Source organism: Mesorhizobium sp. M0088 (assembly GCF_040322895.1).
Lineage (GTDB): Bacteria > Pseudomonadota > Alphaproteobacteria > Rhizobiales > Rhizobiaceae > Mesorhizobium.
Genome location: NZ_JAMYUI010000008.1, coordinates 158,761 through 177,813 on the forward strand (window position 1 = coordinate 158,761; position 19,053 = coordinate 177,813).

A 19,053-nucleotide genomic window follows, 5' to 3' on the forward strand; every position below is an offset into this window, starting at 1 on the left:
CGGCTTCGATGACCTTCGCTCTCTGTCTCCTGCTTCTGCAGGGATGCGCAGGCTGGCAGTCGGCGCTGGATCCGAAAGGCCCCGCAGCCGACGAGTTGGCTTGGCTGATCTGGTTCTTCACCGCGCTTTGCGCGGTTGTGTGGGTGCTGGTGATGATCGCGCTCGCAGCACCGCTGGTTATGCGATCGCGTCCCGGCGATGAACCCCTCTTACTCGACGAAGCGGCCGAACGCCGCAAGATGCGCGTGGTCGCGTCCGCCGTCGGACTGACCGCCATCATCCTGATCGGACTGACGCTGCTAAGCTTTTTCGCCAACAGGACGCTGGCTGCGATCGGCTCGGAGGCTGTGCTGACAATCAGGGTGACCGGGCACCAGTGGGGGTGGGAGTGGCGCTACGAGGATGCTACGCCGCGCCGCATCCTGACGACGGTAAACGAGATCCATATCCCTGCCGGCGAGCCGGTGCGGCTGCTATTGACCTCGACCGATGTGATCCATTCCTTCTGGATCCCAAGCTTGGCCGGCAAACTCGATCTTATCCCCGGCCACATGAACGTGCTGGATATCAAGGCGGACAAGCCGGGCGTCTACCGCGGTCAATGCGCTGAATTCTGCGGTGCGCAGCACGCCAATATGGGCACCTTCATCATCGCCGAGCCGCGCCCGAAATTCGATGCGTGGCTGAACGACCAGTTGCAGCCGGCCGGCGCGCCGGCGAGCGGCGAAGCCAAGGCCGGCGCGGACCTGTTCCTCAAACGCCCCTGCGTGATGTGCCATAGGATCGGGGGAACGCCGGCCGGCGGAACGGTGGCTCCCGACCTCACCCACATCGCCAGCCGGAAAACATTGGCGGCCGGAACGCTGACGATGAGCCGCGGCAATCTCGCCGCCTGGATAGCCGACCCGCAAGGCATCAAGCCGGGTTCCCACATGCCAGTGGCAGATCTCAACGGCGACGAGCTCAACGCAATCGTCGCTTATCTCGAGGGGCTGAAATGAGCAGCGCCGATGTCACAGGCGACCGCCACATCCCGGAACCAGACCCCGCCAAGGGCGACCTTGCTCCCGAACGTGACGGCCCCCGCGATACCGGCATGGATGATGCCAGCCTGCATCGCTGGCTCGAGCGCACCTGGCGGACGCCGTCCGGCATCGTCGGAGCGCTCTCGAGCGTCGATCACAAGGTGATCGCACGACGCTATTTGATCACCGCTTTCGTCTTCCTTGGTCTTGGCGGTCTCAACGCTGTTGCCATGCGTATCCAGCTTTCGGGACCTCAACGCGGCCTGATCGGGCCCGACCTCTACAACCAGCTGTTCACCATGCATGGCGTTACGATGATGTTTCTGTTCGCCGTGCCCATCGTGCAGGCGACCGGAATCTACCTGGTGCCGCTGATGGTCGGCACCCGCAACATCGCGTTTCCGCGTCTGAACGCGTTCAGCTATTGGATCTACGTCTCGGGCGGCGCTTTCGCCTGGGTGTCCTTCGCCCTCAACATGGCTCCTGATGTGGGCTGGTTCGCTTACGTGCCGCTGTCCGGCCCCGAATTCGCACCGGGCAAGCGCGCCGATGTCTGGGCGCAGATGATCACCTATACCGAAGTGTCGTCATTGGCCGTCGCTGTTGCGACCATCGTCACTGTCTTCAAACAGCGTGCCCCCGGCATGTCGCTGGACAAGATCCCACTCTATGTCTGGGCGATGCTGGTCACTTCCTTCGTCGTCGTCTTCGCGATGCCGGCGGTGATGATCACCTCGACTTTCCTGATCCTTGACCGCCTGGTCGGCACGCACATCTTCAACCCGGCGGAAGGTGGGGATGCTCTGCTGTTCCAACATCTCTTCTGGTTCTTCGGTCATCCGGAGGTTTACATCATCTTCCTGCCGGCGACGGGCATGGTGTCCGCGATCATTCCTGTTTTCGCCAGGCGACCGACATTCGGTCATCTCGGGCTGGTCCTGTCGCTGATCGCAGTCGGCTTCCTGTCGTTCGGGCTCTGGGTTCACCACATGTTCGCCACGGGATTGCCTAAGCTCGGCGCCAGTTTCTTCACCGCATCCAGCATGCTGATCGCCATTCCAAACGGCGTGCAGATCTTCTGCTGGCTTGCAACACTTTGGGACGGCCGGCCGGTGATCCGGACGCCATTGCTGTTCGTCTTCGGCTTCTTCTTCATCTTCGTCATCGGCGGGCTGACCGGTGTCATGCTCGCCTCTGTGCCACTGGATCTTCAGGTGCACGACACCTATTTCGTCGTCGCGCATTTCCATTACGTGCTGATCGGCGGCTCGGTGTTCCCGCTGCTTGGCGCGACTTATTTCTGGTTCCCGAAGATCACCGGCCGCATGATGAGCGAACGCCTCGGGCGGTGGCATTTCTGGCTGGCCTTCATCGGGTTCAATGCGGCCTTTTTCCCGATGCATCTCGTCGGCCTATGGGGCATGCCACGAAGGGTCTATACCTATCCGGCCGAGCTTGGCTGGGGCAACATCAACCTTTTCATCTCGGCAGGGGCGCTACTCTTCTTCCTGAGCTTTGTCCTGTTCACCTTCAATCTTGTGCATGGCGCGTTGAAAGGCACCTCGGCCGGCAACAATCCGTGGGACGCAGGAACCTTGGAGTGGGCAACATCCTCGCCGCCGCCGAGCTATAATTTCGCACGCATTCCCATCGTCACCCATATCGAGCCGCTCTGGGCCGAGCGGGAGGCGCTACCTGTAGCGACCGGGCTCCGCATCGATGCGCGCGAACTCCTCATCTCGACCGTGGCCGAAGCTTATCCCGATATTCGCGAGAAATCGGCCGCCCCTTCGATCTGGCCGCTTTTTGCGGCGCTAGCCGTCGGCGGCACCTTTCTCTATTCGATCTTCACGCCCTGGGCGATCGTCTGGGGCGCCGCGCCGATCGCCATCACGTTGATCGGTTGGTTCTGGCCCAAGGGCCATCCGGAGGACCAGGAATGAAGCAGCGCGCCGCCGCCGATCTTTCTGGCCTGCCGACCTTCGGGCACGGTCCGCGCAGCCCCACCTGGTGGGGCACGCTCGGCTTCATGGCGTTGGAAGGTACGGGTTTTGCGCTGGCAGCGGGCGCATATCTCTACCTTGCGCTGTCGTGGCCAGCATGGCGGCTTAGCGCACCGCAGCCGAACCATTGGCCCGGAACGATCGTGACGATTTTGTTTGTCGTCAGCCTTGTGCCCAACCACGTCCTCCACCGCCACGCCAAGCAATGCTCCATGGTTCCGGTGCGGATCGGCCTGGTGGTCATGTCGCTGCTCGGCATCGCTCCGCTCGTCGTGCGCTGGTTCGAATTCCCCGCCCTCAACATCTATTGGGACACCAACGCCTATGGATCGATGCTCTGGGTGCTGCTTGGCCTGCACACCACGCACCTCATAACCGATGTCGGCGACACCATCGTGCTGACAGTGCTGATGTTCACGCGCCACGGCTATAGCGGCCGGCGCTTCGGCGATGTCGGCGACAATGTCTTCTACTGGGATTTCGTGGTCCTGACCTGGATCCCGATCTACGTGCTCATCTATTGGGCGCCGAGGCTAGGCTGAGATGCGAGCGTTGCGGTTGGGAACGTCTTGGGGTGGTCTTCTGTCAGGTCCGCTGGCCTGGGCGGTCTCGACACAGCTGAATTATGCACTGGTGCCTTGGCAATGCAACCGTCAGGTGCCGGTCGTGCTTCCCGTGGCGCTGCTGCTCGTCTTGTTGTCGCTGCTCGGCGGGGCGCTGTCGTGGCGCGCGAAGCGGCGAGGCGGTGCCGCATTCAAGCCGGAGCGTACGCGCCGCACAGAGCGCTTCGTCGCCAAGCTCGGGATATTATCGGCGTTGCTGTTTGCGCTTGTGATCCTGATGCAAGGCAGCGCGGCGCTGATCCTGGATGAGTGCCTGCGATGAACCTGGACGCGCTGTTCCCTACTTCCATCTGCTACGGCGCCGGCGCGCCCGGGGCCGGGTGGACGCTCGCGCTGCCCATCACCCTGCCACTCGCCGTGCTTGCCCTGATATATGTCGTTGGAGCGGGCCGGCTTTGGCGGCGCAGCAGCCGCGGCAGGACGTTGCGGATGCGCCAGGCTCTGCTGTTCACGGCCGGATGGAGCGTGTTGACAGCCGCATTGGTCAGCCCGATTCATGTGCTCGGCGAGCAGGTCTTTGCGGCGCATATGATCGAGCATGAACTGCTGATGGCCGTGGCGGCGCCGCTGTTGGTCTCTGCCTGCCCGGCTGCGGCCTTGATGTGGGGCCTACCCATCCGGTTCCGGCGCATCCTGGGAATTGCCGGACACGCCAATTGGCTGAGGGTGGTCTGGGCCTTCGCAACGCGGCCGATCAGCGCGACCATTATCCACGGCATTGCTATATGGATTTGGCACATTCCGGTGTTGTTCGAGGCCGCGCTCGAACGCGGCGTACTGCACTATGCACAGCACGCGAGCTTCTTCGGAACAGGGCTGCTGTTCTGGTGGGTCCTCTTGCCGCGTCCCGGCCGCCAGCATGCCTATGGGAGCGCAGTGATGCACCTCTTTGTCACCTCGCTGCATACCGGGCTGCTCGGCGTTCTCCTGTTGCTCTCACCACGCCTCTGGTACCCGGAGAACGCCGTGGGAGCGGCACTGTGGAATTTGAGCCCCCTGGAGGACCAGCAACTTGCCGGACTGGTGATGTGGGTTCCGGCTGGATTGATATATGGCGGCGCAGCGCTGCTGCTGGCCGCGTTGTGGATCAAGGCGAGCGGAAGGAGGGAGGCGGCGCATGCGTACGAGCTTGTCTAAACTGCTTGCCGCCGTCATCGCCGCGCTGGTGCTGCTCGTCGCGGCCGTGGCCGGAATGACCTGGTGGTCCGATTGGGCCGCGCGCGTCCGCCACGAGGCGGAGGCGGCCACGGGCGGTGACACTGCGAGGGCCTTGCCGATCATGACTGCGAATGGCTGTTCCGGCTGCCATACGATTACGGGCGTGCCGGGCGCGCAAGGGCAGGTCGGTCCTCGCCTGGATGCCAGTCTTGCTGACCGCGTCTTTATCGGCGGCGGGCTGGCCAACAATCCAGAGAACCTGATCCGCTGGATACGATCGGCCAGGGAAATCAATCCGCACACCGCCATGCCGTCGACCCGGATTACAGAGCAGCAGGCGCGCGATATCGCCGCTTACCTCTACGCTCTGAAATGACTCGAGCGGTTCACCGTTTGAACAACAACGCCAGCCCTTCTGAAGAGACCGACTATCGTTGATCCAGGATCATTCAAGCTAGGTTTGACGCTGAGACGGATCGGAAATCCGTTCACGCACGGCATGCTCGGTTTTGTCTGCTGTGGACTTCACGACCTCGCCGAGCTGATCGGCCATCGTGCCTGCTTCCATATGTTGCCGGCCAGCTTCCTGCTTGATGGTCTCATAGGCGTCGGCGGCGACCTGCTTGGCTTCATCCAGACCCCTGTCGAGCATGGTTTCGGCGGTGTCGCGAAGCTTGTCGCCATAGGCGCCTAGTTGCTCATCCTCCGTTGCGGTATGGGGCAGCATTGCACCTATGGCGGCGCCGATGGCGAGACCGGCGGCCGCTACGGCCAAGGGTTGGTTCTCAAACAGTTCTTGGGCAGAGCGGGTGGTTTTCGCCGCCATCTCGCCGGTCACCGATCTTGCAGTGGCCGTGCTGCCCGTCAAACCCTCGGCGGCGTTGCTTGCCGCGCTCGAAACGGTATCGCTGACGCTGGTAGCAGCCGACGACAGCGATGTGGCGGCATCGGAAAGCGTGCTGCCAAGGCCTCCACGCTCCCCGTCATCATGTCGTCCCGGCGCCGAAGGCATGGAGTATCCAGCCGAACCGTGGGGGGTGTTTGAGGTACCGCTGCCGAACATCAGCCAAGCCAGACCTGCGCCCACCATGGTGACCGGCAAAGGATTGTCTCGGACCTGCGTTCTGAGATTGCTGAGCATGGCCGAGCTCTCCCCTCCCGAGAACAGCCCGGTGAACTCATCCAGCAATTGTCCGGGCGTCATCTTGCCTCGAATGGATTCGGCGGTCTCCATCACCCGGGCGCGGGCTGCCTCGGCCTCGCGTTCAAGTTCGGCTGCGGATTTCTCTTTCATCTCACCTGTTCCTTGATCACGCTCGCGTCGCGCTTAAGCTGTTCCTGGGTCCGGTCGGGGGTAAGTTCCGAAGGCGCCATGCTGGCCATCCCGGTCCGCAGCAGGATGACGCCGAGGACCGCCACGACCACACCGACCAGCAGGGAAGACCACCCCGCGCCTAGCCCTGCCCGCGTCAGTGCGATAACGAGTGCCTGCAGCAACACCAATAGCGCGGCGAGCAGGCAAATCGCGCCGCCCAGTACTTCCGCGGCACCTGCTCCGGCTTTGGCAAGCTTTTCAGAGAGCTCCGCCCGAAACAGCCTGGCCTCGGTTTGCACCAGAGTGGTGACATTCTGGGCCAAGTCGGTGATCAGTCCGGTAAGGCTGGGATTGTCCTGGGTGTTCATCTGTCCTGCTCCGCGTTCTGCGTGGCCCCATCATCGCCGACGAGGCCCGAATCCTGCGAACGATCAACGGACCAACCCTGTGCCTGATCGGTGTGTGATTTGAGGTCTCCCGCAGCATCCTGGAATTCTGGACCCGCCGGCGGAGAAGCCTTGATGAACCGCCCGAGAGCCAATCCGGCCAATACCGATCCGGCAAGCAGGACACCGGGATTTTGCCGGCCAAAGGACTGCACGTCCTCCAGGACCTGGCCGAACGGTTTCTGTTTCAATGACGATGAAAGCCGCTCCAAGCCACCGGCGGCATCCAATGCGAACTTCGATGCGTTCCTTTCATCGTTGTTGGCCAGATGGTCACTGGCCGCGCGCAGTGCGCCGCCCAGCGCCGCCAGACTCGATCCGATGTCGCGCTGAGCTTCCTCCGCCTTGTCGGAAATCGCATCCCTGGCTTCAGATGCATAATCGCCAGCCTTACGGGTCACCGTGTCACGCGCGTCGTGAAGCAGCTCGCTGGCACGTTCTTGTTCCTGGCGCAGCCTGTCGGATACGTCGCTTTTCGCCTTGTCGAAATCGGTGGGCTGTCCGCCCTGATCGTTCTCATGCTGCATGGGCCACCTAGTGAAGACCGAGGAAGGAGAGGACCGCCAGCACGACAACGATAAGGCCGATAAGATAGATGACACTGTTCATGTGCACGTCCTCCGTGGCTTCCCAACTTCGTGGAAGCTGCGATGTTCCCTTGGGTGAAGCATTTATGATCAGGCTGAAACGGGGAGCTCGTCAGGCACGCAAGGAATGAGCTGAGCTGCCCGTCGTGCGGAGGTTCACTGGCTCGAGTACAAACCTTGTGCTCCCGACTGCGGACGGGCCGAGCGGAAGGCCGCCGGTTGCCTCGGCTTTGGCTGACCTTTGTCTATTCGGCTGTCCGCCTGTCGATCATCTGCTCGCTCTGGACGCCCGGCACGTCCCTGCGCTGTTGGACGCCTTCAACGAAGCGAGGATGAAGGCATAGAATACGTGCTGATGTTTCATTCTCCTGCGGGAAGGAGCAGAGATATTCAGTTCGCCCATGTCTTCGAACGCCGCGAGCGACTGCTGCATGGTGTCGTGTGCACGCGCTCCGACGGATTGTTCCGTCCGAGCAACACCTAAATCATGCAACCTTGGAAAACAGGGCGACGTCGCATCTGGCCAAGCCGTAGCGCCACCGATGATCGGTCGTGGCGACCCGGCTTTGGTAAAACAGCGAAAGTTGGCCCCCTTCGATCATCACGGTCGAGTGGCCGTTCTCTCCCGGCTGGCCTGGTTCCAGCACCGGTCCCATCGACACATAAGGTCCAGCAACATCATCGGCGATGGCAAAAAACACGCGTTGCCGGTTTCCCCGAAGGCCATTCGGGAGAAAGCAAGTGGCATTGAGAAGCACGCGGCCATCCGGCAATTCGACCAGTTGTGCGCCCTCTATCCCCCATTCGTAGTCGGGATCCTCTCTCGTGTTGTGGTGAGGAACTTCATTATGGTCGAGGATCTTGCCGATCCGCTTCCAAGGGCCGAACCATGAATCGGATTGGCTACGCGCGAGATAGATGTCGGGCTGTGGCACCCTGGTGAATTTTGGCATGGCGGAATAGACGAGGTAGCGCTTGCCGCCAATAACTGCGGGATGCGGATCGTAAATGCCATCTTCCTCCGTGTCCGGGATGGCGAGGATTGCCGGGCTAAGAACCACCCAATGGAACCCGTCATTGGAAACCGCATGCTCGCAGCGGCCACCAGACTTCATGAACTCGGTCTGGATGAACATGTGAAAGACGCCACTTTCGTGAATGACCCCCGGAGCCGCAACACCACTCCCATTGATAGGAAGCTCGATCGACTGATGCTCGGTCCACGGCCCATAAAGTTCCGGCGCCGTGGCATGCAGGATCCTCCACGTCTCGCTGGTCACCGTGCCGCTCGAGCCGAAGACGTGCCACAGGCTGCCATCAAAGACGGGGCAAGGGTCTTTGAGATCATCCACGCTTTGCGGATGAAACAGCGGAAAAACATTGGTTGAAAAGTCGATCTTCATATCAGCCCCGGAATTCGCCTGGCACGGACTCGCCAGTGATGCGGGCGAATCAAATTGATGTCCTGCACATTTTATAACCAGAGACTTAAACGCAAATACGGCAGGTCAGTTCTCCACCGACATTCCCCCGTCGCTCACGCTTTCAAAGCCCGGCGACGCGTGGTGGCCGTTCTCAGCTCCGCGGAAATGTCGTCGCATTCGTCATCCGAGCGGTGACTGAGAGCACTTCACTTCACCTTGGAACAACTCACGCGCGGGAAAGTTAGGAGCTGGCATCGAAGTCTATTTCTCCTCGACCCGCTATTAACAAATGTTAGTCGTAACATAAACCAAAGATTACGAGAAGGAACATCTCAATGGAAGCAGCCTTGGGCAGGGTATCCGCCAGTAAACACGTTGGCAGGGAAAATCTACTGGTTTGCTTCTCCCATTTGCGATGGAATTTCGTTCATCAACGGCCGCAGCATATCCTCACTCTTGCATCCATGAAGCAGAGAGTGATCTACTTTGAAGAGCCTGTTTTTGAAGAACTGCCACAGCCGCTGATGCGGACGAGCGAGGCGTCGCCAAACATTCTAATTGTGACACCAGTGCTTCCGCTCGGCGCGTCGGCCGCGAAATCAGATGCCGTCCAGCGGAGATTTGTTCAGCGGATCATAGCTTCAATGCCGCACAGCCGGCTGATCGCCTGGTACTACACGCCGATGGCTCTTCGCTTCACGGAGTTCCTTGACCCAGACATATGCGTCTACGACTGCATGGACGAACTCTCCGCCTTCAAGAATGCGCCGCCCGAACTGGCGAAGATGGAAAAGGAACTTCTGCGCCGCGCCGATCTCGTTTTCACCGGTGGCCTGAGCCTGTTCGAGACCAAGCGCCGCCTGCATCAGGCCATTTACCCCTTTCCGAGCAGCATCGATGTGAAACACTTTCATAAGGCAAGGCTGCCGGGAAAGGACCCCATCGATCAGGCCGGCATTCCTCACCCGAGGGTGGGGTATTTCGGCGTCATCGACGAGCGGCTGGACGTCGACCTCGTGGCGCTAGCGGCGCGGACCATGCCGGACGTGCATTTCGTCATGATCGGCCCCGTTGTCAAAATCGATCCTGCAATCCTGCCGAAGGCCGACAATCTGCATTGGTTGGGCGCGAAGGCCTACTGCGACCTGCCCGATTATCTGCGCCATTGGGATGCCGGGTGGATGCCGTTTGCGCTCAACGAAGCGACCCGGTTCATCAGCCCAACCAAGACGCCAGAGTTTCTGGCGGCGGGCCTGCCGGTGATCTCGACGGCAATCGTTGACGTTGTGCGCAGCTACGGCGCTGCTGGGCTGGTGGAGATCGCCGACATTGACGACTTGGACAGCAAGCTGCGCTCCCTGCTTTTGCGACCGCGCGAGATGCTGCTGCCGCAGGTCGATGCCTATCTGGCTGACATGTCGTGGGAAAGAACATGGAAGGCCATGGCCGCTCACATTGAGGGCGCCTACCGACGCAAGAAGGTCGTACCGCTTCGCAGGAGCGCATAGCCATGTTCGATTGGCTGATCGTCGGCGCGGGGTTTGCCGGCAGCGTGCTTGCTGAAAGGATAGCCTCCCAGCGACATGAAAGCGTTCTCCTGGTCGACCGCCGCAGCCATGTCGGCGGCAACGCCTACGATTGCTACAATGAAGCCGGCATCCTCATCCATCGTTACGGGCCTCATATTTTTCACACCAACAGCCAGTCGATCGTGGACTACCTCTCGCAGTTCACCCAATGGCGCACATACGAGCACAGGGTTCTGGCGGCGGTCGACGGGAACCTGCTTCCCATCCCGATCAATCTCGACACGATAAACCGCCTTTATGGCCTCGAGTTGAATTCCGCACAGTTGGAGGAGTTCTTCGCATCGCGGCGCGAGACGGTAGAGGACGTGCGAACGGCCGAGGATGTTGTCGTCAGCACCGTGGGACGCGAGCTCTACGAGAAGTTCTTCCGTGGTTATACAAGGAAGCAATGGGGCGTCGATCCGAACCAGCTGAGCAAATCAGTGACGGCACGAGTGCCGACCAGGACCAACCGCGATGACCGCTATTTCAGCGACAGCTTCCAGAAGATGCCTGCCGGCGGATACACGAGGATGTTCGAGCGCATGCTCGATCACCCGAACATCAAGGTCATGCTGCAGACCGACTTCCGCGAAATTCGTGACAAGATACCCTTCAACCGCCTGATCTATACCGGCCCGATCGACGAATATTTCGGCTGGCAGCTAGGGCGTCTTCCTTATCGTTCGCTCCGTTTCGAGCACGTCACCCTCGACCAAGAGCAGTTTCAGCCGGTTGCCGTCGTCAACTACCCCCAGACGGAAGATTACACCCGCATCACCGAGTACAAACATTTGACCGGCCAACGGAGCGTGCGGACCAGCCTGACATACGAATATCCCACCGATATCGGGGACCCGTACTATCCGGTGCCGCGGGCCGAAAACGAAGAGCTCTACAAGCGCTACGAAGCGCTCTCCGCAACCTGTCCCGACGTGTGGTTTGTCGGCCGCCTTGCAACCTACCGCTACTACAACATGGATCAGGTGGTCGGGCAGGCCCTGGCAACCTTCGCACGCATTCAAAAGAGCGTCCCGGAATGGGCGGGCGTGGGGGAGGCGTCGTTGGCCGAAGGGGTGCTGTAGCTCCCTACCTGGACCCGGGAGCATCGGCGGCGGGCCGACAGGCGCTCGCGCAGTCCTTCGTGCAGCTCATGTATTTAACGCGTCGGGTTCGCCGCGAACAAAGCTTGCTGGCGGGCCAATTCGTCCGCGACGGGCTTGCGGACGTGTCGGCTGCCGTCCGCCTGGACGACCGAAAACAATCCCACCTCCGCATGCCGCGAATTGTCCCAGCCCGGATAGGCGGTTACCGGGTAAAGGCAAATACCTCCGATCGGGGCTGTGAGGCTTTCTGCGGCACGCACCTCGTCGCAGACATAGTGGAGCCAAGCCGGCCCGCCAGACCCCTCGGAGCCGGTCTCGGCGATGAACATAGGCTTGCTATATCGATGCGCGACTTCGATCAGCATCTCCGATAGGGCACGGTACTCGTGATGCCCCATCGGAATCGTTGGCCCGTTTAGGTACCACTGATTGTGTGGATAAAAATTCAAGCCAACGACGTCGACGACATCTTCGCTCCCACCCAGCTCAGGTTCGGCCCGGCCCAGCAGCATGTCGTAAGCTTCGAACTGTCCCTGACGGGCATTTTCGGCCCGGCGCCGTTCGGTGCGGGTCCGGTCGCGAGGAGCGATGTGGATAAGCGGCTCGGCCCAGACAAATCTGCAAGCGGGATCGACCTCCCGCATCGCGCGAACGCCGGCTATTGCTGCTTTCACGAGGTGCCGCTTGAACCATCCCCGCTTCTTCGGGCCGACGCGCGGGAAATAGCCGACCTCAACAGCCCAGGCGAAAAACGAAATTTCGTTGATCGGGCACAACAGAGGCGCTGTACCGGCGATTGAACGATGAACCCTCACAGCTTCCGCGGCGAACGAGGCATAGGCATCGATGAAATGCATCGACCCCTGATCAACATGGTCGGGAGATCCGTAGTGGAAGATGTCCCAGATGACCTGGACACCTGCCGATTGCGCTGCTTCGACCATCGGCGTCCAGCTTGACCAGTCATAGGTTCCAGGAGCGGTTTCGATGAGGTGCCAGCGCAAACCGTCGCGGATGGTACGAAGACCGAGTTCGGCGCAACCGCGGTAGTCGCCCAGGGCATGCAAATAATGCGACGTCGCGCGGATAAGATCGAGGCGAACGCCGTCCTTGCGCCGGTGCGACGAGCACTCGAAGCCAGCCATGAAAAAACTGGCGAACGGCGACGTGCCCGCAATCGAAGTCACCTCATTGCCTGCGCTGTGTCCTGCTTCGCTCATGCGAAGTCTCCTTAGGGCATTTGGGCTCAATCTCGGCTGCCGAATGCAGATCGGGAACAGCCATAGCAATCCGGCAGCCGTCTCTCATCCGCCAGGCTGCACATTGGTCCTGTGCTTAACGGGATGGTTCCAAACCGGATGGTCGAGCCTTTGTTCCCGATCGAACCCACCGGAGGGCAGACAGCAGCCAGGGAAGAAGCTGCGCAAGGCAAGTCGGGGGCGAGGCACACAGCCGTCATCGGATCATCCACCGCTCCGACGAAGGCAGGGAACAGTACGTTCAAATTCGACTTTCCGACATCGATCATGCAAGGCGAGAGGATCGCAGCGACGTCGCCTGGAGTATTGCATGAGCCGCTCCGCCGATCTTTCCCGGTAAAGCCCGCCATTCGCTTCAAGCGGGAACATTGGTTGCCTCAACAAGTTTGATCGCCATAGCAATGGGCCGCAGCGGGCGGGCGCACAGATGAGACATCTGGTCAAAGATATCCTGATCGAGATCGCTGAAATGCTTCCGGCCATCACTCAAAAGGGCGAAAACTCGGCCGAAGCACTGCCCGTCCATGCGCCGAACTTCCCCCACGATCTGGAGCCGGTGATCCGGGCAGACCCTACCTACCAAGTGCCATCGCAACGCACCGACGATCGGCATGAATCAGTCGCAGTCCCGAGCAAGCCGCAAGCTGTATGGAGGGATATGCCTCCGGCTGTGATGATCGTACCTTTGCCAGTCACTGTAGATGAAGGCACGGTCAAGGCTCACGCCTCCGACGGGCAGCATGCACGGCGTCGAGTGCCGTGTGAACGGCTTCAACGTTTGAGGCGTGAGGCTGGGCTCACGGCCTGAAGATCAGCGGCCGTTGGCCCTGCGCCAGTTCATCGCGCATTGCTTCGGCGCCGGCATCGACTTTGCCCACAGCCAGTTCCGCCGCCTAACCTAGCACTGCAATTGCACTGGTTCTTTTGAGCACCGCAGCGATGGTGATCGCTATCTTTGACTATGCTGATTTGCGGCTCTTGGCCTTTGGCCGGTCTTGGCCGATGCCTTCCTTGGCGAGGCTCTTTCGAAGAACCGAGGCCAGGTCGACCACGTTCTCCTTGGGCTTCGGCGCCGGTTTCGGGGGTTTTTTGCCCTTGCGCTTGGCGTCGATCATGGCAATCAGCGCATCCACGTAGGTATCCTCGAATTTCGAAGGATCGAACTTTGTCACCTTCTTGTCGATGAGAAGCCCCGCGATTTCGAGCAGATCCGCATCATACTTTGGGCTTTTCACGTCATTGAAGACGGTGTCTTCCGATGTCATCTCATTGTGGGTCCGTAGCTCGGTCAGCAACATCCCTTTTCCAAGGGGCTGTATCAACACTTCGCGCCCGCGCTGATAGAGTACGACGCAGGAGCGTGCCGCAACGCGCTTCTTGGCCATCGCATCGCGCAGGACGGCAAAGGCCTCCAGAGAGGCACCGTCTGCCGGGATCAAATAGTATGGTTTCTCCAGAAAACGTGTGTCGATCTCGGCAACCGGAACGAAGGAATCGACGTCAAGTGTATGCTGCGACGTCAGTTTCAGTTTCTTTATCTCGTCCGGCTCGACGTGAATGAAATCACCCTTGTCCGCCTCATACCCTTTGATCTGATCCTCGGCTTCGACAACATCGCCGGTCTCTTCATCGACATAGGCGCTTTTGACGGGTAAACCGTCCTTGCGGTTCAAAATCTTGAAGTGGATCTTGGATGCCTCACTTGTGGCACCAACTATCTTCACCCCGCATGACACGGAACCGACCCTCAGAAAGCCCTTCCACACCGCGCGTGGCGCAACCATGCCGTTTCTCCTAGACCTCGATCTCGGCACAACGTCAGGCACACGGTTCTGTTCCGCGACGTGCGCCGGCATCTTTCCACCCGATCGCAGGAGCAGACGTCGCTTTCGCAAGCACACGAGGTGCTTAAGGGTGCTTCAAATGCATCGGAGCTCTGGCTCAGTGCGACAAAAAGCGTTCGCGTAAGGGAGTCGGCAGGATCAAGCGGACCAAGCTCGGGTTGAGTGACCGTGCCGACCTTAACTGGACACAAGCGTGGGCCGAATGACCTGACGCATACGCTACCGGCACAAGGGAAATGCTACAATTAAGACTGGAGGACTTGTTGTGAACATGGCGCTATTTATACCCGAGTTGCAACGGTAATCACGTTCCGGACCGAATAGTATCACGGCGAAGCCGTGCTACTCTGGCGTCCCAAGCCCTGCCAACTATTCCCCGTAGGCCATCGGCCGATTCCTCCAAGACATAGCAACTCAGTCGACATTCCGCCCGCAGGATCTCCCCTTGCGCAGAAAGCTCCTTGTGCTGGCGAATAAGATCATCCAGGCGGTCCAGATAAGGTGCGCGGCTCATCAGCCTTCACCCCGCAGCATCTCTTCGAAAGTAGCTTCATCGAAGTAGGCTCCGGAGTGCTGGAACAGCCACATCAGACGGGCGCTCAGTGCCTCGGCCTCGACGCTGCCTTCTGCTAGCGCACGCTCTTTGCAGGCCCGCTGAAACACCTGCTGTAGGAGGGCGAGTTCTTCGGGATTTGCAACGCCGATGGTAGCGGGAGCGGTCATGGCTTCCTCCGTTGGGGCGGAAGCATGTTCTTCGCTCACAGCCGGCGGTGCCCTGAAACTACCGCCGATGAGAGTAGACTACGCTCATATTGGCGAGAGTCGATTGAATAATAATTTAGTCACGACAGGCAGGAGCATTCTAATGCCGCTCTTTCAAAAAACGGGCTTCACGAAGCAGCGAATTCCAATCCGTGCCGATAAGCTTGATCAGACCGCGCGCATCCGGCTCCGAAATGCCGACTTCTTCAGACAAACGTCGGGCAAGCAATTGCTCATTGCCCTTCTTCACACGGCCGTCGCCATCCTTTTTCATTGGTTCCTCCTTGGGAAGCCAACTTACGGAATGACCTTTCGTTTCATGGAATAAGAAAAAAGCCCGCCGTCCCATTAGCGGCAGCGGCGGGCCGTCCCTGGGATAACGGGACTCGCTGGGGTGTTGGTTTCCCCTGCTGTCGCGGGCGGTGCAAAGCAGGTGCCACCTAGGGTGAACCAACACGGCACACCTCGCGTGCGACTCGCCGCGAAACGACAAGACCTTGGTCTGGTATCGACCGCCGTGCCGACCTAGCACGACGGGCGTTCGAGAGCGGCTACACCCTGAGAGTCGACCCCTTTGCATCAATCTGGAACAGGGCAACAGTTCCAAGACACGTCAGCAGCCTTCCGTGGTCTTTTTCATCTGGCCAGGAGCAGCCGAGTTAGCATCGGTATCCTGTTGACCTGGCGCGGCCTGCTTGGCGCTGCCAGTTTGTTGACCTGGAGCGCAGTCCTTGGCGGAGTTCGAGTTAGAGTTCGTTCCACTCGTGGTGGTCGAATCCGTTCCCTGATCGGTCGTAGTGCTCGGCGTTGTCTGGGTCGTCGAGGTCGACGATCCGCCTGTGGTCGTGGTGGTCGATTGCGCAACAGCGAGGCCAGTTGACAGTACCATAATGGCTGAAGCCAAAAGAACCTGTTTCATGATCAACTCCATATTGGAATGTCCCTTCGGTACCGAACTTCGCTGCGAAAAGACGGTTCCAAGAAAAAATTCGCAATCGCATGCACCTCACGTTTGGACGGGCCCGCACCACTTGCGCGCGTCGGGGCGAGCGTCAGCGGGTAAGCGACCTAGCCCTTGGATCGACCTTTCTTGAATGATTGCGAAGCCTTGGCTTCGGAAGCAAGGCGTTGTTCTCGAAGTCGCGCAGTTTTTGTATCTCGCGCCTCTCTTTCGGCCGCGTTAGCAATCTTTGCCTCACGGTCTGCGCGCTCCAATCGGTCTTTGTCGACGCTTCGCCGGGACACATTGGCCTCCTACCAGAAGACCGTTGAATTTACAGTTTGCTAAAATGTTCCCCGCGATACGGCATGTTCCACGCAATGTGGCGGACTTCCCGGCTCTTCCGGGGAACCAGCAATGCAAAAGCCCGCTACCGGGAGGCAGGGGCCTTGAGAGACAGGCAACTTGGAGAAGGGCCGGCCCCAACAAGCTTCCTTTTGTAGTACCAATTAGTGCCGCCTTTAGTCAGTCGGCCCCGAGCTGAGGGGCGATGAGCTGGGCGAAGCCCTCACCGCCGACAGTCGCTCACGCTTGTCAAAATGAGCCTCCTGATAGGTCTTCTTCATTCGCTATCTCCCTTCGGCTACCGCATAATCACATACCGCGTTGCCTCGGCTTGGGTGCGTGTCAATCGCAAGCCAAACGCGAGATGGCCAAGGGATTATCACCCCCTTCTCGCCTGCCGCTTTCTTTCTTGTGGCTTGTGCGGAATTCTGGCGGGCTCAACGGAGCTGGAGCCCCTGATGTGACGTCAAAAATTCGAACCCAGCCTATGTCATAGGTTAATGCGCGGCTCGGGCGGCTCCCTTAAGGGTGCGGCATATTCACGTCGGGAGCGTTGCCGCACCCCAAGCGAGCAACCGAACGGGGCCTCAACCCTCTGGCGCTGGGCATTGAGGTCCCGGCCAAGGTCCTGGGTGCGTTCGCGTCTTGAGTTCCCAACTGCCGACCATCAGTCCGGCGCCTCTTTACGGCTACCCGGAACTTTTGAAGCGAATGCAAGTTCGATAATCAACATCAGCTAGGTAGCCAATTTGTCACCCACCTCATCCTTGGATGTACTTATTCGCAAGCTCCAGAGCATCTCGGATCTCCGAGAGGGCGATATCGAGGTTTTGAAAGGCATCCAGATTCAGGAGAAGGATTTTTTGGCCAACTACGACCTGGTGCGTGAGGGTGACCGCCCTGTCAATTCGTTCGTGGTTTTGGATGGCCTGCTCGGTTCAACCAAACTTACCGGCGATGGCAAACGGCAGATTACATCCTTCTTTGTGGCTGGAGATATTCCCGATCTGCACGGACTGCATCTGTCGGTCATGGATTGCAATTTTACGACCCTGACAGCAGCCAGACTGGGCTTCATGCGACATGACGCTCTTCGCGCCATTTGCGAACAGCATCCTCGAATCGCGACGGCTTTTTGGCGGTCGACGCTGATCGATGCAGCGATTTACAGAGAATGGGTAACGAATGTGGGAAGACGCGAGGCCTATACGCGCATGGCTCACATCTTGTGCGAACTGATCTTTCGCTTGCGCTCGGTTGGACGCATCCAGGATCACGTCGCGGATCTTCCCATTACCCAGGCAGCACTTGGCGATGCATTGGGCTTGTCTACAGTCCACGTCAACCGAATGCTTCAGGAACTTCGACGTAGGGGCCTCATCGCCACGACGGGGTCAAGAGTGCATGTTCTTGATTGGCCCGGCCTCACTCGTGCAGGTGATTTCGACACGACCTACCTGCACCAAAGGAACCCCGCAGCTTAGTGGTGACGGAAGCTCTCGGATGGCGCGATTTTTCTTTGATAGTGGCGATCACGACGTGGTCGTCGAGGACGAAATCGGCATCGAATGTGCCGGTCTGGAGGAGGTGCGCCGCGCGGGCTTCGAGGGCCTTATCGATCTTACGAGAGATGTGCTTACCGAGGTGGACGGGCAGCAAGTATTTGTTGAAGTGCGGAACGAAAACGGCGACAGGATTCTGAGGCTGAGCATCTCGCTTCAGATCAAGTCGATGAGATAACGTGCCTGACTTGCTGCGTCAGAATGCTGCCGACCGGCGAACAAGCTCGGGTTCCCCCACATCGAAAAAAACGGCAAGGCACAGCAGCAGGTCATGGCCCGTCTCATACATGGCCCATCCGACCGATTTTTAATCGGTGTCGCGTATTTTTGTATGAAGTTCTGGAACGCGCATTCTCAGCGCTCGTTCATGTTGTCTCAGCAGTGGGTGTCGACGTGCAAAGAAAAGCGAATGCAAGCCGGGTTGCGAAAGGCCAGGAGCTTGAGGTCGAACATCTTGTCGAGGTCACGGAAATTGACCCCAGGCAGGCCCGAACGCTGCTTCGCAAGCATGGAGCCGATTGGCCGAAGCTCAAAGACGAGGCGGAAGCTCTGAAGAAGGAAGACTAGCCGTCACCGTCCCAGCGGTTGGCGAGAAAGCTGTTCCAGCTCATCCTCATCCGCGCCTGGTAGCAAGCCAGAATACGTGATGCGCGCCGTTCCCTCTCGGTTGCGGTTTCGTTTTTGCTTTTGCTGCGTGCGAAGACGCGACTGAGCAGGGCAAGTTCTGATGGGGTGAAGGCGTCTCTGTGCATCGCATCTCAACTCCCGTGCGTCACCGTCTCTAGAGGGGCCGAGGCGGGCTGAAGCTTGATTGCAGCCTCTGACGCCGGCCAACAAGAGATCGCAGAACGGGTCGTCCGGCGCGCGCTAACGCTGGATAAGAAAGAATGTTCCGCGCGTTTTTCGGACACTAAACAAAAAGGCCCATCCGGCCCCGAGCCAGCAAGGCCTTTTACCGGTCTACGTGTGATCTCCTTCAACTATATCCGGAAAGCCTCTTCCTTGACGGGAATTTCTGGCCTTGGCTGTGCGTTTAAAGTTGAGAAATGGCAGTTATGATCTTGGACAGAAAGAATGGCTTGTCGC

At 59.5% G+C, this 19,053-nt stretch carries 21 protein-coding genes; 12 read left to right on the plus strand and 9 right to left on the minus strand.

Features of this window, described 5'->3' with window-relative positions; translation table 11 throughout:
• The first annotated feature begins 8 nt into the window (after positions 1 to 8).
• The 6 genes from coxB to NKJ67_RS11960 are packed head-to-tail and all read left to right on the plus strand — an operon-like array spanning position 9 to position 5,185.
• Positions 9 to 1,001, plus strand: coding sequence for a cytochrome c oxidase subunit II (coxB, locus tag NKJ67_RS11935; protein ID WP_352581426.1), 993 nt, complete (start codon positions 9 to 11; stop codon positions 999 to 1,001).
• Entirely contained in the window at positions 998 to 2,968 is a 1,971-nt protein-coding gene (gene ctaD / locus NKJ67_RS11940) for a cytochrome c oxidase subunit I (protein WP_127331650.1), read from the plus strand. The genes coxB and ctaD overlap by 4 nt, the downstream gene beginning before the upstream one ends.
• A complete protein-coding gene (locus NKJ67_RS11945) occupies positions 2,965 to 3,570 on the plus strand; it encodes a cytochrome c oxidase subunit 3 (RefSeq protein WP_127331648.1) in 606 nt (201 codons plus the stop codon). The genes ctaD and NKJ67_RS11945 overlap by 4 nt, the downstream gene beginning before the upstream one ends.
• Before the next feature lie 16 nt (positions 3,571 to 3,586).
• Positions 3,587 to 3,913, plus strand: coding sequence for a hypothetical protein (locus NKJ67_RS11950; protein ID WP_352581427.1), 327 nt, complete (start codon positions 3,587 to 3,589; stop codon positions 3,911 to 3,913).
• Entirely contained in the window at positions 3,910 to 4,788 is an 879-nt protein-coding gene (locus tag NKJ67_RS11955; RefSeq protein ID WP_352581428.1) for a cytochrome c oxidase assembly protein, read from the plus strand. Before NKJ67_RS11950 ends, NKJ67_RS11955 begins: the two co-directional genes overlap by 4 nt.
• Positions 4,769 to 5,185 carry a c-type cytochrome gene (locus NKJ67_RS11960; protein ID WP_352581429.1) on the plus strand — a complete coding sequence of 139 codons (417 nt, stop codon included), beginning with the start codon at positions 4,769 to 4,771 and terminating at the stop codon, positions 5,183 to 5,185. The genes NKJ67_RS11955 and NKJ67_RS11960 overlap by 20 nt, the downstream gene beginning before the upstream one ends.
• Positions 5,186 to 5,263: 78 nt before the next feature.
• Here NKJ67_RS11960 and NKJ67_RS11965 read toward each other — a convergent pair whose 3' ends face one another.
• The 4 genes from NKJ67_RS11965 to NKJ67_RS11980 form a co-directional block, all read right to left on the minus strand.
• Positions 5,264 to 6,103 carry a hypothetical protein gene (locus NKJ67_RS11965; protein WP_352581430.1) on the minus strand — a complete coding sequence of 280 codons (840 nt, stop codon included), beginning with the start codon at positions 6,101 to 6,103 and terminating at the stop codon, positions 5,264 to 5,266.
• Entirely contained in the window at positions 6,100 to 6,492 is a 393-nt protein-coding gene (locus NKJ67_RS11970) for a phage holin family protein (RefSeq protein ID WP_127318951.1), read from the minus strand. The genes NKJ67_RS11965 and NKJ67_RS11970 overlap by 4 nt, the downstream gene beginning before the upstream one ends.
• Positions 6,489 to 7,097 carry a hypothetical protein gene (locus NKJ67_RS11975; RefSeq protein WP_127266481.1) on the minus strand — a complete coding sequence of 203 codons (609 nt, stop codon included), beginning with the start codon at positions 7,095 to 7,097 and terminating at the stop codon, positions 6,489 to 6,491. The genes NKJ67_RS11970 and NKJ67_RS11975 overlap by 4 nt, the downstream gene beginning before the upstream one ends.
• Positions 7,098 to 7,642: 545 nt before the next feature.
• The gene (locus tag NKJ67_RS11980) at positions 7,643 to 8,560 is read right to left on the minus strand and encodes a glycoside hydrolase family protein (protein WP_164748700.1); all 918 of its coding nucleotides are present in this window, start codon (positions 8,558 to 8,560) and stop codon (positions 7,643 to 7,645) included.
• A gap of 356 nt (positions 8,561 to 8,916) precedes the next feature.
• Between NKJ67_RS11980 and NKJ67_RS11985 the strand changes: the two genes are divergently transcribed.
• Together NKJ67_RS11985 and glf are read left to right on the plus strand one after the other, a co-directional pair.
• Positions 8,917 to 10,089: a glycosyltransferase gene (locus NKJ67_RS11985; RefSeq protein ID WP_352581431.1), complete on the plus strand. Its 1,173-nt coding sequence runs from the start codon at positions 8,917 to 8,919 to the stop codon at positions 10,087 to 10,089.
• A gap of 2 nt (positions 10,090 to 10,091) precedes the next feature.
• Entirely contained in the window at positions 10,092 to 11,234 is a 1,143-nt protein-coding gene (gene glf, locus NKJ67_RS11990) for a UDP-galactopyranose mutase (protein ID WP_352581432.1), read from the plus strand.
• A 74-nt stretch (positions 11,235 to 11,308) separates the two neighbouring features.
• On the opposite strand, the gene NKJ67_RS11995 is transcribed toward glf, so the two are convergent.
• Positions 11,309 to 12,475, minus strand: coding sequence for a glycoside hydrolase family protein (locus NKJ67_RS11995; RefSeq protein ID WP_352581433.1), 1,167 nt, complete (start codon positions 12,473 to 12,475; stop codon positions 11,309 to 11,311).
• Positions 12,476 to 12,941: 466 nt separating this feature from the next.
• Here NKJ67_RS11995 and NKJ67_RS12000 point away from each other — a divergent pair, with 466 nt between their 5' ends.
• On the plus strand, positions 12,942 to 13,322 hold the full coding sequence (locus NKJ67_RS12000) for a hypothetical protein (protein ID WP_164895692.1): 381 nt from the start codon (positions 12,942 to 12,944) through the stop codon (positions 13,320 to 13,322).
• A gap of 151 nt (positions 13,323 to 13,473) precedes the next feature.
• Here the strand turns inward: NKJ67_RS12000 and ku are convergent, their stop codons facing one another.
• The 4 genes from ku to NKJ67_RS12020 form a co-directional block, all read right to left on the minus strand.
• Positions 13,474 to 14,298 (minus strand): non-homologous end joining protein Ku, encoded by an 825-nt coding sequence (ku, locus tag NKJ67_RS12005; protein WP_352581434.1) that lies wholly within the window; start codon positions 14,296 to 14,298, stop codon positions 13,474 to 13,476.
• Positions 14,299 to 14,871: 573 nt separating this feature from the next.
• Positions 14,872 to 15,081 (minus strand): hypothetical protein, encoded by a 210-nt coding sequence (locus NKJ67_RS12010; RefSeq protein ID WP_127266476.1) that lies wholly within the window; start codon positions 15,079 to 15,081, stop codon positions 14,872 to 14,874.
• A gap of 139 nt (positions 15,082 to 15,220) precedes the next feature.
• Positions 15,221 to 15,394 (minus strand): hypothetical protein, encoded by a 174-nt coding sequence (locus tag NKJ67_RS12015; protein WP_127266475.1) that lies wholly within the window; start codon positions 15,392 to 15,394, stop codon positions 15,221 to 15,223.
• A 339-nt stretch (positions 15,395 to 15,733) separates the two neighbouring features.
• On the minus strand, positions 15,734 to 16,039 hold the full coding sequence (locus NKJ67_RS12020; protein ID WP_128289054.1) for a hypothetical protein: 306 nt from the start codon (positions 16,037 to 16,039) through the stop codon (positions 15,734 to 15,736).
• Positions 16,040 to 17,154: 1,115 nt separating this feature from the next.
• Here NKJ67_RS12020 and NKJ67_RS12025 point away from each other — a divergent pair.
• The 3 genes from NKJ67_RS12025 to NKJ67_RS12035 all read left to right on the plus strand — a co-directional run bounded on the left by NKJ67_RS12025 (position 17,155) and on the right by NKJ67_RS12035 (position 18,534).
• The gene (locus NKJ67_RS12025) at positions 17,155 to 17,889 is read left to right on the plus strand and encodes a Crp/Fnr family transcriptional regulator (RefSeq protein ID WP_127331628.1); all 735 of its coding nucleotides are present in this window, start codon (positions 17,155 to 17,157) and stop codon (positions 17,887 to 17,889) included.
• Positions 17,890 to 17,908: 19 nt separating this feature from the next.
• Positions 17,909 to 18,145, plus strand: a complete 237-nt coding sequence (locus tag NKJ67_RS12030; protein WP_352581435.1) for a DUF6894 family protein — start codon at positions 17,909 to 17,911, stop codon at positions 18,143 to 18,145.
• A 149-nt stretch (positions 18,146 to 18,294) separates the two neighbouring features.
• The gene (locus tag NKJ67_RS12035) at positions 18,295 to 18,534 is read left to right on the plus strand and encodes a hypothetical protein (RefSeq protein WP_164898455.1); all 240 of its coding nucleotides are present in this window, start codon (positions 18,295 to 18,297) and stop codon (positions 18,532 to 18,534) included.
• Positions 18,535 to 19,053 lie beyond the last annotated feature (519 nt).